Genomic DNA, 13,316 nt, shown 5'->3' on the forward strand with positions numbered 1-13,316 from the left:
CTTTCCGGCTCTATCTGCGGGAGAAGCTGACGGTGCGGGTGGTGGCGTGCCATCGGCCAGGGCAAGTGCGAGCGCGAGGTTGGCCACGTCAAGAAGAATGCCATCGCAGGTCCCGGTTGCAGGGCCGCGCTCGAAGCGCATCTAGATCGTTGCGAACGTGAGGCCGTCATCTCGGACCAAACGCGGGGGGTGTGACATTCCAACTTTGCAGAAATAGAACACTTCAACAAAGCTGGGATCATCAAACGGCATTGATCCAGCTACATTTTGGCACTAAGCAAAAAATGCCCTTACCTCGCACACTCTATAGTTGTGCATCCTTTTTATGGAACTTTCACCAGCTCCATTGCTTTTCCGTGTCGCTAGTCTTTTTAGTCTCGCTGATACGTCCAGCGAAATAATCTAAGCCTGACGACCTATTAACCGCCCGGTTCCTCTCAACATACCAGAAGCCCGGATAGGCCCGATGGTGTCCGAGCATCCGAAGCTTTTGATTCGCAGCTTTGTCCAGGCCCTGTCGTTAAGGGCGATCTCCGGCTCCGTGTCGAGCCCGAAGTGCCACTAGGGTTCTCCAACGAGTCAAATGTTGTCCGGGATGACGTCGCCGGCTATCAGGAGGCTCGCGCATCCCGCCAGGCATCGTCCGCTTCCGGCTAACTAGCGACATAAGTTCCGTTCAGAACCCTGCGGCTATCTCCAAGAGAGGGATCGGTGCCCCCGTACTTCAGCAGAATACTTTGTTCTTTCGCCACCTCTTTCGCAAGGTCGTCCATCTCAACCGACAACGTCCGCAGCCCCTCGTATTTCTCATCCGAGTCAAAGATCCGTCTGGATCCGTCAGGCACCAATAGCGATTTCGCCTTCTCGGAGTTGTGGTAGAGTTCATCAAGGAAACGCTGCGTTTCGGCGAGGACGGCGAGTTCGTAAAACGTCCCCACTCTTAGGCCGTTGAGATCGCAATGATACATTGTGCTGGCGATATCGAAGCTGGGAAAGACGATTTTCTTGCCGTCCTCGATCGCGTCGTTCTTGACATTCTTGCAAAGCCTGATGGCCTTCTTCAGCCCTGCTCCTGCCGCTAAGTCCTGCTGATTGATCTCGTGAATGTGACGGAAAGGAAAGTTCGACAGTTCAGTGGGCACCTTCTTGTCGAGGATGAAGACGCCTCGATCGCGTTGAAGCTCAGAAGCCTGAAAGTCCGCGGTATCGTACCAGTGTGACGGCACGACATCGACGGGCCGCGGCAGCGATCCACCGGAAATCGCTATCGCCTTTCCCCCGCTGGTATCCACCGTGGCTGCTGGGTACTTAGCCTTTAAAATCTTCTCCGACTCACTTCTCAGAGCGGAAAGAACTTCCAAGGACGATTTGTTGGAAGGATAGTACAAACCCGACTGGGCCATCCGCCCGGTGGAATCGTATCGCAAGAAGCTGGTTTCGAGCGTCAACAGGTCGACGTCGCTGACGCCTCGAATATGGACATTGAGCGGCACGGATCCTTGCAGTCGAAACTCGACTGGTATGTTGGAAGCCTGGAGGCCCTCAAGCAACTGTTTACCAACGCGCTCGGCCGTCTCCACACTTATTCGCGTGTAGTCCTGGTCGACTTCCTGCATCGCTCCCAGACAGTACCGGGTATAAGGCTGATCCCTCGCCCGCTTCTGCCAACTTTCTTCACGAGAGCTTTTCTGCAGGATCTCGGTCGCCGCATCCTGAGCGAGCCGCCCGAGCCTATCGACCCCTGATCGTCTGGTATGGAGTTGATTCAAACGCTTGCCGATATCCCTAGCCATTGTCGATCTTCTCCAGCTTCATTGTTCCAAACGTGTACCTGCCATGACCGTTGAAGTATTCGCCGTCTCCACTCCTCAGGTCCTTGCTGAACAGGATCTCGCCGAATCCTTTGTGGGTGCGAAGTTCGGTCTGCTCAATGTTCGGCTCGTTGCTGTAGTTGTAAAATATCCGCCAGCCGTCTGCCTCGTCCTTGATAAGTGCCGCGCTCTTACTGTTGGAGGCTGATGTATCGGTTTTCAAACGGATACGAATCTTGTCCCACGACTGGACGATAGTGACCTTTCCAGTCCAATCGTAAGCGGGATTTAAATTCGTCTCTATCGTCCTGCCCGTGCATGTCCAGTCTCCACTGAGGTCGGGAACCTGAAGGACAAGCTGCATGAGCCGCCAGCGCCACGCATGCCGGTTCAAGAGCCAGGCAAGTATGCTGAAGACGACGCCGGCTCCAACCAACGACAATAAGCTGGGAGGAAGATTGACCGGCAACCCCATACTTTGCGCGAGGTTCACGGACCACAAAAGTACGAAGACAATGGCCGCCGAAACCATGGCAGATATCATGCCCAGCCATCTGCCAACGCTCAGGCGGCTGATACCGCCCAATTGGGTGTATTCATGCTCAAGCATACCTGCGCTCCAGATACTTCATTAGAGGATCTTATAGATGGCATTGGTGCATCTTCCAGCATAAGTTGCAGGCCGTCAGAAATCACGGGAAATCATGAGAACTCCACAAGCGAGCTATCGAAAGCTGCGCTTACAGGACCTTTAGTTCACCCCCAATTAATGCAGACGACCTTTGGCTGGGTCATGTCCTCGTAAGCGAAGCGAACGCCCTCTCGGCCCATACTGCCGTATTTGAAGCCGCCGAAAGGCATGGCGTCGAGGCGATAGTCAGAGCTATCGTTGATCATAACGCCGCCTGCCTCAACCCGGTTTGCCGCGTCCAGCGCGACCCTGAGATCGGCGGTGAAGATGCCGGCATGCAGACTATATTCGGGATCATTGGCCATCTCAATGGCTTCGTCTATGGTCTCGAACGGAGCCAGCATGACAACGGGCGCGAAGACTTCCTCGCTCCATAGCCCGCAGGTACGGGGCGTGCCTTCGAGCACCGTCGGATGGTAAAGTGATCCTTCGCGCCGATGACCACAGAGGAGGGTGGCTCCAGCGGCTATCGCATCGTTGACAGAAGTTTCAGTGCGTTCGGCCGATCCCGCCGAGATCATAGGACCCACATCGGTGTCGTCACGCAACGGATCGCCGGCCTTAAGTTTTTTGGTCCTTGCGACAAAGGCATCGCGAAACCGCTCATATATAGCCGCCTGCACGAGGACGCGCTGGGCGCCGATGCAATTCTGTCCTGCTGCCCAGAACGCGCCGGAGACGCAGCCCTCGACCGCTTTATCGAAGTTGCAGTCATTCATTACAATGACGGGGGCATTGCCGCCCAATTCCATCGCCAGCTTCTTCAGCCCCGCCGCGCGGCTGATGGCTTCGCCGGTGGCAAATCCACCGGTAAACGACACCATGCGGACATCGTGGGACGAGATCAAGGCAGTGACCAGCTCCCTGTCACCATGAGCGATGGTGATGACATCGTCAGGCAGGCCAGCTTCCAAAAGGGCATCGACGAGATTGATGGCGGAGAACGGCGTTAAATTCGACGGCTTCAGCAACACGGCGTTGCCCCCTGCGATTGCCGGGCCGAGCTTGTGTGCGACCAGGTTCAGAGGATCGTTGTAGGGGGTGATAGCGGTGATGATACCGAGCGGTTCCCGTGTGAACCAACCCTGGCGCTGTTCTGACCCAGCAAATGCATCGAAGGGGACGATCTCGCCTGCGTTGCGCTTTGCTTCCTCGGCTGAGAGTTTCAGCGTATTGACGCAACGACTGACTTCCTTGCGTGCCTGAACGATCGTCTTTCCCGCTTCGCGCACAATGGTCTCGGCAAAGGCATCGCGGCGGCGCTCGATAAGTTGCGCGGCTCCCTCGAGGATGCTTGCTCGCTTGTGCCGCGGCAGGTTACGCGAGAGCTCGGCCCCGCGACGAGCACGAGCGATGAGTTCGTCGACGTCGGATGCGTCCGTTGACTCGATCGATCCGATCAGAGAGCCGTCAAAAGGGCTGTAAACCGATACGGGTGGCAAGCCCACTTTGATATGAAGTTTGGCAGCGGTCATAGGCCAACTTCCCTTTCCCTGATGAAGCGCCGGCATGAACGGCGGTTATGGTCTTTGGGCAGGGTGAAGTTTGATCCTCCACCCGCTGCCCACTTGAGTGGCTGACAATGACAATCTGAATGCGGCTGGCCGTTCAGCGATGGCCGGAAAGCACAAGTCGCTACGGGTCAGATCTTCTGGCCGTCGCGCACCAGTTCGTCCATGACCGAGCGCACCGCCTTCTCGGCAATCGAGACGATCTCGTCGATCTCGTCCTTAGTGGTGACCAGTGGAGGTGCGAAGCCGAGGATCTCGCCATGCGGCATGGCGCGGGCGATCAGACCGCCGTCGCGCGCTGCCTTCGAGACACGTGCACCAACCTTCAGCGACGGATCGAAACGGGTCTTGCTTTCGCGGTCCCCGACGAACTCGATTGCTCCCATCAGCCCCACGCCACGCACCTCGCCGACGATCGGCAGCTGAGCGAACTTCTCCTTGAGCTGCGCCTGGAAATAGGCGCCCACCTCGCGGGCGTTGCCGGGCAGGTTCTCCTGTTCGACGATGTCGAGAACAACATTGGCAGCGGCCGCCCCAATCGGATGGCCGGAATAGGTATAGCCGTGCGAGAAAGCGCCGACCCTGTCGGCTCCGTCTTCCAGCACCTGGTAGACTTTCTCGCCGACGATCGCAGCCGAGAGCGGAAAGTAGGCAGACGTCAGGCCCTTGGCAACCGTGATCAAGTCCGGCTCGATGCCATAATGCTGCGATCCGAACATGGAACCGGTGCGGCCAAAACCGGTAATGACTTCGTCGGCGATCAGCAGGACGTCATGCTTCTTAAGCACCAGCTGAATAGCCTCCCAATAACCTTCCGGCGGCGGTGTGATGCCGCCAGTGCCAAGAACTGGTTCACCAATGAATCCACCGACATTGTCGGGCCCAAGCCGTTCGATGAGTTGATCGAGCTCGGCAGCGCGGCGCGTGGAGAATTCCCGCTCCGTCTCGCCAGGATTGGCGCCCCAGTAGTGATGCGGCACGCCGGTATGGCTGATCTGCGGCAAGGGAAGGTCCATATGGTCGTGGTAGAAGCTCATGCCGGTCATCGAACCTGAGACAACGCTGCAGCCATGGTAGCCGCGGTCACGTGAGATGATCTTCTTCTTGGTCGGCTTGCCGCGCAGATTGTTGTAGTACCAGACGAGCTTGGCCTGGGTCTCGTTGGCGTCCGAACCGGACATGCCGTAGAACACCTTGCTCATCTTGCCCGGAGCCATCTTCACCAGACGGTCTGACAGGATCGCCAATTCATCGGTCGTGTGAGCGGCATAAGAGTGGTAATAGGCAAGCCGGTAAGCTTGGCGTGAGATCGCCTCGGCTACTTCGGTGCGGCCATAACCGACATTGACGCAGTAAAGCCCGGCAAAGCCGTCGATCAGCTGATTGCCGCGGGCGTCCTGGATGCGGATACCCTTTCCCGTCTCAACAATTGTTGGCTCGCCAAGCTTGCCGCTGGCAAAGTCCTTCAGTTGCGTGAACGGATGCAGGACCGAGTTGCGGTCCTTCTCGCCGATGTCCTTGATGTTGATGGTCATTGCAAGCCCTTCCGTAGCGCGATGATGTGAAGCGGCGGACAGAAACGCAGCTCGATATGCTCCGCTGGCGCCCGCATCTATATTCGACACTGGCAATCTGATGCTAAATCGATGCAGATTGACGGCGAATATGATGCCGTCTATGCAGGAATTCTGCGAGTATCAACGCTGGCTGCAGGATTTCTCGGACATGGAACTCGACCGCGCGGACATCGCGCTTCTTAACGCCGTTCAAAAGAACAACAAGCTCACGTCGGAGGAATTGGCCGAACGAGCGCATCTTTCACCGACTGCCTGCCAACGCCGGCTCAAACGCTTGCGGGCAGAGGGCGTCATCGAGGCTGATATTTCAATCGTGTCCCCTAAGGCAGTCGGCAGACATGTAACCGTCGTCGTTCTGGTGTCGCTTGAGCGAGAGAGGGCTGATATCATCGATCGCTTCAAGACTGCAATCAAGAACACCCGCGAAGTGATGATCGGCTACTACGTGACCGGCGACGCGGATTTTCTCCTCGTCGTCACAGCAAAAGACATGGAAGACTACGAACAGTTCACACGGCGCTTCTTCTACGAGAACAATGACATCAAAGGTTTCAAAACAATGGTTGTCATGGACCGCGTGAAAGCCGGATTTGCCTTTCCGATCGAAGATTAAGCTACTGTATTCTCAAACGGGCCGAGATGCAGTCTTCATCTATCTGTTGCACCGCGCTCTTACAGCCGCCCATTTTTCCATCTCACCATAGAGATTGAAGTGTCATTTCCCTAACTTGATGGACCGCGACAGCCATGCACGTAACCTTGGCGATGATCGAATGTCGAAGATGTTGGTTGGCTACTTCTGGGACCCGTACGCGCGATCGGGGCTTTGAGCGTTGAGGTGCTTGGTGGCTGACGCTGAGAGGTTGTCCTCCTTCCCTTGCGACGACCGCCATGTACACAACTAGGCCAGCCGGCCTATTTTTGACCCCAAGCGGGTCTCGCGCGCGCTTAGCAGGAAGTTTTTCTGTGAAAGCGACGTCGGTGATCGACGCATGTCGGCATCAGAGCGTCCTCACACGAACAACGCCGCTTCCCCGCAAAACAATCAGTTGAAAGCTTTGAGCCGACCGGGCAACGCATTGAGAAGTTGACGGGTATACTCAGACGAAGGCTGGCTGAATATTTGCGTGGTTCTTCCTTCCTCGACGATCCTCCCGCGCTGCATTACACAGATTCGATCACTTATCTGCGCTGCAACCCGCAAGTCGTGGGTAATGAATAGTATGCTCAGTTCAAGCTCCTCACGAAGCTCGGCCAGTAGATCGAGTACCTGTTTCTGGACCGTCACGTCCAAAGCAGAGACGGCCTCGTCAGCGACAAGAAGGCTGGGAGACATCGCAAGGGCACGCGCAATACAGATTCGTTGACGTTGACCGCCACTGAATTGGTGTGGATAGCGACTGAGCGCGCGTCGGTCTAGGCCGACCCGATCGATAAGAGCTTCAACCCGCGTCAATGCTTCAGCACGGGAAACGCCCATGTTAATCGGACCTTCCATAAGCGACGATCCAATCATTATACGCGGATTGAGTGAACGATTGGGGTCCTGAAACACCATCTGCACTTGGCGGTAAGGGCCGCCTCGGACGACCTCAAGGCTGCGGTTAAATTCTACCGAGCCGGCGCTGCTCGGGACGAGACCTGCAATTATCCGGGCGAGCGTGCTCTTACCAGACCCGGACTCGCCGACAATGCTCACAACCTCCCCACGCTTTATTGTCAGGTTAACACCGCAGACGGCTTTAGTTTCGTGTACGGTGAAAACACCACGCCTATAGTTTTTGTCCACCCCCCGTACAGTCAACAGCACGTCATCCGATGATGTCCGCTTCACTTCTGGAGGAATGGCGGACGGAATAGAATTTATCAGCAATCGACTATAATCTTCTTTAGGATTGTCGAGGACATCGCTGGCTGTGCCGGCCTCGACCACCCGTCCGCCCCGCATAACTATTACCCGATCCGCGATATCGCGAACCACTCCGATATCATGGGTAACAAAGAGAACGCCCATCCCTGTCTCGCGTCGCAGTTCGTCCAACAGTCGCAGGATTTGCGCCTGCGTTGTGACGTCTAGAGCCGTAGTCGGCTCATCAGCAATTAAGATGTCTGGCTTTAAGATGATCGCCATTGCGATCATCACCCGCTGCCGCTGCCCGCCTGAGATCTGGCTCGGGTAGGCTCGTGCAATCACTTGCGGATCGGGCAGATGCACCGCGTCCAAAATTTCGAGAACTTTCGAACGTCTCTGGCTCGCCGACAACGTCCTCTCATGTATTTTCAAAACCTCTTCGATTTGCCACCCGATAGTCAGAACCGGGTTGAGCACCGACATGGGCTCCTGGAATACCATCGCGATCGATTTTCCGGAAAGCTCCCGCCGATCACGCACATTCAGTGCGAGAAGGTCGCGCCCGCCGTACCACATCTTTCCGGTTTGGACGACAAGGCCACGCGCCAGTAGGTTCATGATCGTGAAAGCCGTCACGGACTTTCCGGATCCGCTTTCGCCGACGATGCAGACTATTTCGCCCCGCGCGACGTCAAGGGATAGGTCTTTGACCGCCTCTCGGCGATCTCCGCTCAAAGGTAGCGTGATGGTCAAATTCTGGATAGAAAGTACCGGATCAGGGACAGACATCAATGACCTCCATGGCTGAGAGGATCTGTCACATCGCGCATCCGATCACCAATAATGTTGATTGCAAGGACAACGAGCGCGAGAAATGTACTTGGGACAAAAATTACCCAAGGCGCGCGCTGAAATGAATTTCGTCCATCAGCGATCATGTTGCCCCAGCTCGGGAGTTCTGGTGGCGTACCAATCCCAATAAAGCTGAGTATTGCCTCGGCAATAATAGAAGACGCTGCGACGTAGCTTGTCAACACGATCAATGGCGCGACTGCATTCGGCAGAATATGCCGCCACAGTATGCGTGCAGTACCCGTGCCGGCCATAACCGCAGCCTCGACAAATGGCTCGTTTCGTATGGTAAGAGCCAGACTGCGTGTCAAACGTGTTATCTCAGGCAAAAAAGGCAGCGAGATAGCGAATATCAACCCAAATGTGTTGCTTCCGATGGCCATCAGGGACGCCACCCCAAGCAATACCGCAGGCACAGCCATCAAACCGTCCATTACGGCCATAATCACTGTGTCTAGCCAGCGAACATAACCAGCGAGAAGCCCAAGTATCGCTCCTGTGACGAGCACGACCAATCCGCAAATCGCGCCAATGGCAAGCGAGACCCGAGCACCGTATAACGCTCGTGAGAACACGTCTCGCCCCAGCTGGTCGGTTCCCAACCAGTTGTCCCACGATGGTGGCCTTAGCCTTGACGTTGGGTTGAGAAGCGCTGGATCGTGAATCGCGATCAGGGGCGCCGCTATCGCCGTTAGGCAAAACAACAGAACGAAAAAGAGCGCGCACGCTGTCAGAGGATCTTGCAAAAGCTGAATGTACCACCGTTGATTTGAGTTAATCATCTCGCTCCCCTCGGGTCGAAAAATCCACAAAGCAAATCAATCACGAGATTGAACGAAACATAGAAAACGGAGGTTATGAGAACGAGCCCTTGGATGATCGGGAAATCACGTTTGAGGATTGCCTCGGAAACCAATCGCCCAAGTCCAGGAATGTTGTAGAGGCTCTCCGTGACAACCAGGCCGCCCAGTAGCCCAGCGAATGTCGTGCCGGTCAAAGTTAGCAGCGGAGCAGCCGCGACTCGTAGAGCGTGTGCGAACAATATCCTACCGGGCGTCGCTCCCTTTGCTGCGGCGGTTTTTATATAGTCTTGCCTCAGGATTTCAGAAACGGTAGCGCGGGTGACGCGAGCGAAGAGTGAGATATAGAACAGCCCCAGCGTCATTACGGGAAGTATCAGGGATCGTAAAAATCCTGCTATGCTATCGGCCGGGGAAATATACCCTTGAACTGGGAGCCAGCCCAGTCTCAGGGCGAATATGTACACGAGTGCATAAGCGACCAAAAAAATTGGCAGGGAGAACCCCAGAGACGCGATAGCTGTCAGCGACTTATCCAGCCGACTTCCCAAAGACATCGCCGTTACCGCGCCGAGAGGTACACCAACTGCAACTGCAAGGAAGATAACGCCGACCGCGAGGGCGAGTGTTGCGCCAACCCTGTCCAAAACCAAATCAATGATCGGGCGCTGGTAAAAGATCGATGAGCCAAAATCTCCGTGGAGCAGCCTTTCAAACCAGACCGCGAACTGGCGAAAGAGGGGCTGGTCCAGCGCCAGGTGGTGACGCAGTGCCGCGATCGCTTCCTCGCTGGCTGTGTCTCCGGCTAGTATTCGGGAGGGATCACTCCCACCCGCATGGACTAAAAGAAAAACGATTACGGACACGATTGGAACTATCGGCAGTGCCGATAGTACCCTCGTCAGAACGAAATTCATCATATCGCTTGAGCCTCTCAATCAGCTTTTTTTACGATGCCATAAAAGGGTGCCCCTGGGCCCTTAGCGATATTTTGAAGTTTGTCGCTCCACGCGGAAAGCGATACGAATTGCCCGGCGGGCACGTAGGGCATGACCTCCAAGATTCGGGCTTGAAAGTCGGCCGCAAGTTTTTTTCGCTCGTCGACACTGGTCGCCTTTTCAAACGCCGACTTAATGTCTTCGGCTACCTTGTCACAAGGCCACCCAGCCCATGAGGTTTCGCAATTCATATTCGCTGGCAGTGAGTTCGATGGCGAGTCCAATTGGTCAGCTGTCGCGGTAGTTACGAATAGATTCCAGCCCCCCTCAGACTGCGGCACTTTGAGCGCGCGACGCTGGATCAAGGTTGCCCAATCCGAAGCCGCAACCTCCACATTGAAACCAATCGAACGCAATTGCTGCGCCGCAACCAGCGCGACCGCCTTCAGGTTTGGAACGTCAGTTGGCTGAAGGACAACAATGGGCGTGCCATCATAGCCGCTTTCTTTGACAAGCTTTTTGGCAGCATCAACGTTCATATTTCCAATGACGTCGCTTCCAACGAAGTTCGTGTAGGGACTGTCACAGGTAAATATGGATTTGCATTCTTTTCCATCCTCAGGTCTTGCGGTTACCAGCGGAAAATACTGCGACTGGTCGGTGACCATCGCAACCGCGCGCCGCGCTCTCGCGTCGTTGAAGGGTCGAGTCAAGGAGTTGAAACGCAACAAAATGGTGCCGCTCCTTGGATCGAAAGGACCAACGACGATCCCGGGCGTAGTCTGCAGCTGTTCAACCAAATCCGGGTCAAGGTCGGAAATGAAATCGACTTCACCGGCAGTCAGAGCGTTTGCGGCCGTCTGACTATCTGGCATAGAATGAAGTTCGATCACATCAGATCCGCCTTTTCGGCTTCCGGCGAGCAGATCCTGCGGCTCAGCGCGCCCGGCGTACTGAGGATTCCGGCGCAAAGTCAGAACTGAACCCGGGCGCGAAGCCTGGGGATCATAGATATAGGGTCCGCTCCCAATGTGATCGCTGATCGGTACGCCTGTGCCCGCGGCGATTGTCCACGCTGGATATATGTAGGGAATGGTCGGCGTGCGTTTCGCCAAGACGTCCAAAACGAATCCATATGGCTCCGACAGCGTCAAGGTGAAAGACTTATCATCGGAAGCTTGAAGCGCCTTGATACGCTTTTTGAGCTCGGAACCCGACGAATCTTTTGAGAAGAAGCGTTCCAGCGACGCAATCACGTCGGCCGATTTAACCGGCTTGCCATCGTGAAAAGTCGCGCCGTCACGCAAGGTGAACGTATATTTGAGATGGTCTTCGCTGACGGTATAGTTCTGGACAAGCTGTGGCTGCACACTTCCCTTTGAGTCGTACGCGAACAGCGGCTCATATACGAGGTCCGCGAAGTACGTCACAACAGCTGACGTTGACTGCGTCGGATCTAGCGTGGGCGGGTCCGATTCGATGACGACGCGTAAAACGTTTTGCTCTGCGAAGACCGGGGCTGCAACAACGCAAAAGAAGCCTACTGCCGCGCTAGTCAAAAAAGCTCTTAAGCTTCCATTTCTCATTTTGCTCTCCTCCGATTGATCTTGGTTCAGGTGATTGATGCGATGGGATGAAAGGGAGGACCCAATGGCCTCGTTCGAATCCCAGGCGCGAGATTCCTCCAAGGAAGACCCGTCGGATCTGCTGGCATTGCGCCTGGCGCTGCCGCCAATAGAATGTCCGCAGCTAGCGGTCCGAAATCCGCTCTGAAATGAGCGGTACTTTTCACAACCAGGATATTCTGTTGCTCGGGCGCAATGCCCGCGGCTCGAAAAAAGGCCGTGTCGAGCATCTGGACCCGATTAGAAGAAACAACGACCCTGACGCCACCGATCCGAAGACATGCCATGAGCCCAAGTGCTACATCCACCCCCCAAAATATGGGGCCATTTGCAAACACTGCCCCGTCGGAGATTTTCTCGACAATGAAGTCGCCCTCAAGCGGAGTATCTCCCTCCACGCCCGATTTCCCTCCGAGAGCAAGCCGAATTTCAGCACCTTCGCCCGCCTGGTGCGCTGCCGCGGCAGCGGCCGGATCGAACAGCAGTCCGATAGCTGCATCGTTGACTTTCGCGGCAATAAGTGTGCGCAGCATTCCGGTGGTATCAGAACTACCACCGGCGCCAGGATTGTCCTGCACGTCGGCAATTATGACTGGTCTGCTCTCATCGGCAGCAATACGAAGAGCTTCTGCTACAGCCTCGCCGGGCTGATAAAGTCGGCCGACAAAGTCACCTTCGTGGCGCTGCACTAGCTCCGCTAAAGTGTCAGCTGCGCAGGAAGCGGCCTCTTGGTCGTCCGCATAGGCGAGAACGGCCGGCCGGCAATGGGGAAAATCTGACGCCGGAAAGCAGGGACAATAGCTGATGCTGAGAACGTTGCTCTCAAGTGCGAGCATGTGCTCTAGAATCTTGTCATTTGGCGCGATCGAGGTGGGTTGGAACACAGCGGGAATCAAAAAGTCCGCTTGTCGGAGCGACTTCGAGGGTTTGCTGCCCGTCAGAAGCATGTGCTCTAGAAATTGAAAAGCGCGGCTACCTGTTTCAGCAACGTCGACATGAGGGTAAGTCCGATAGGCTATTAGCCCGTCCGAATATTCAACCATCTGGGGAGATACATTCGCGTGAGGATCGAGGCTAGCGACAATTGCAACGTCAGGGCCGACCAGTTGGCGCACACGGTAGAGGATCTCTCCTTCTGCGTCAGGATAACCCTCGCTGAACATGGCGCCGTGCAGATCTAGGTATACGCCATCAAGGGGCAAAGCGTGTTTGATGCGGGCAACTAACTCTTCCAAGATCGGTTCGAAAACCGATCTTGGTACAGCGGCGGATGGTGCCGCGCCGGCCCATAGGGTCGCCATGGGCAGCCAATCAGGTTGGAGTTCGTAAAGCGAGGAAAGAAAACCGGCAACGGATTCGTTGCCTCGGTTCAAGCGACGAATGATCTCTTCTCCACGAAGAATGCCTGGGCATTCGCCGTCATTCATGAAGTCCGCCATGGTCGTCGGGATGGGCGAGAACGTATTCGTCTCATGAATAAATCCACCTATCGCTATTCTCCGCGTCCCCTTCTTCATCGAGTTCCTTCCAACTAGTGATAGAGAGCCGCGGAGGCTCTATAGAGTGGGCGGTGCGAGATATTCGGATTCACCAACTCGTCCCGATAAGGGCGTGGTGCATCATCCCCCGCTAGAGACAGCGAAGAGGTTTCCTTGAAGG

General features: G+C 55.6%; 10 protein-coding genes and 1 pseudogene. 1 reads left to right on the forward strand and 10 read right to left on the reverse strand.

Annotated features, from left to right (window positions below; translation table 11 throughout):
* Window positions 1-433: 433 nt before the first annotated feature.
* The 5 genes and pseudogenes from J3P73_RS38400 to J3P73_RS35925 form a co-directional block, all read right to left on the reverse strand.
* Window positions 434-561 (reverse strand): annotated as a pseudogene (locus tag J3P73_RS38400) (MBL fold metallo-hydrolase); the annotation flags it as partial.
* A gap of 92 nt (window positions 562-653) precedes the next feature.
* Window positions 654-1,793: a nucleotidyltransferase-like protein gene (locus J3P73_RS35910; RefSeq protein WP_018517530.1), complete on the reverse strand. Its 1,140-nt coding sequence runs from the start codon at window positions 1,791-1,793 to the stop codon at window positions 654-656.
* Complete coding sequence (locus J3P73_RS35915) at window positions 1,786-2,421, reverse strand: Cap15 family cyclic dinucleotide receptor domain-containing protein (RefSeq protein WP_018517531.1); 636 nt, start codon at window positions 2,419-2,421, stop codon at window positions 1,786-1,788. Before J3P73_RS35915 ends, J3P73_RS35910 begins: the two co-directional genes overlap by 8 nt.
* A 146-nt stretch (window positions 2,422-2,567) precedes the next feature.
* A complete protein-coding gene (locus tag J3P73_RS35920) occupies window positions 2,568-3,977 on the reverse strand; it encodes an aldehyde dehydrogenase family protein (RefSeq protein WP_018517532.1) in 1,410 nt (469 codons plus the stop codon).
* Window positions 3,978-4,144: 167 nt separating this feature from the next.
* Window positions 4,145-5,548 (reverse strand): aspartate aminotransferase family protein, encoded by a 1,404-nt coding sequence (locus J3P73_RS35925; protein WP_207580272.1) that lies wholly within the window; start codon window positions 5,546-5,548, stop codon window positions 4,145-4,147.
* A 190-nt stretch (window positions 5,549-5,738) separates the two neighbouring features.
* Between J3P73_RS35925 and J3P73_RS35930 the strand changes: the two genes are divergently transcribed.
* Window positions 5,739-6,203 (forward strand): Lrp/AsnC family transcriptional regulator, encoded by a 465-nt coding sequence (locus J3P73_RS35930; RefSeq protein ID WP_032990421.1) that lies wholly within the window; start codon window positions 5,739-5,741, stop codon window positions 6,201-6,203.
* Window positions 6,204-6,635: 432 nt separating this feature from the next.
* Here J3P73_RS35930 and J3P73_RS35935 read toward each other — a convergent pair whose 3' ends face one another.
* The 5 genes from J3P73_RS35935 to J3P73_RS35955 all read right to left on the reverse strand — a co-directional run bounded on the left by J3P73_RS35935 (window position 6,636) and on the right by J3P73_RS35955 (window position 13,174).
* Window positions 6,636-8,231: a dipeptide ABC transporter ATP-binding protein gene (locus J3P73_RS35935; protein WP_207580273.1), complete on the reverse strand. Its 1,596-nt coding sequence runs from the start codon at window positions 8,229-8,231 to the stop codon at window positions 6,636-6,638.
* Window positions 8,231-8,896 (reverse strand): ABC transporter permease, encoded by a 666-nt coding sequence (locus tag J3P73_RS35940; protein ID WP_207580274.1) that lies wholly within the window; start codon window positions 8,894-8,896, stop codon window positions 8,231-8,233. The genes J3P73_RS35935 and J3P73_RS35940 overlap by 1 nt, the downstream gene beginning before the upstream one ends.
* Window positions 8,897-9,072: 176 nt before the next feature.
* Entirely contained in the window at window positions 9,073-10,014 is a 942-nt protein-coding gene (locus J3P73_RS35945; RefSeq protein ID WP_018517596.1) for an ABC transporter permease, read from the reverse strand.
* A gap of 14 nt (window positions 10,015-10,028) precedes the next feature.
* Window positions 10,029-11,618, reverse strand: coding sequence for an ABC transporter substrate-binding protein (locus J3P73_RS35950; protein ID WP_018517595.1), 1,590 nt, complete (start codon window positions 11,616-11,618; stop codon window positions 10,029-10,031).
* A gap of 26 nt (window positions 11,619-11,644) precedes the next feature.
* Window positions 11,645-13,174, reverse strand: a complete 1,530-nt coding sequence (locus tag J3P73_RS35955) for a M81 family metallopeptidase (RefSeq protein WP_018517594.1) — start codon at window positions 13,172-13,174, stop codon at window positions 11,645-11,647.
* Window positions 13,175-13,316 lie beyond the last annotated feature (142 nt).

Source organism: Rhizobium ruizarguesonis, from assembly GCF_017357285.1.
Lineage (GTDB): Bacteria > Pseudomonadota > Alphaproteobacteria > Rhizobiales > Rhizobiaceae > Rhizobium > Rhizobium ruizarguesonis.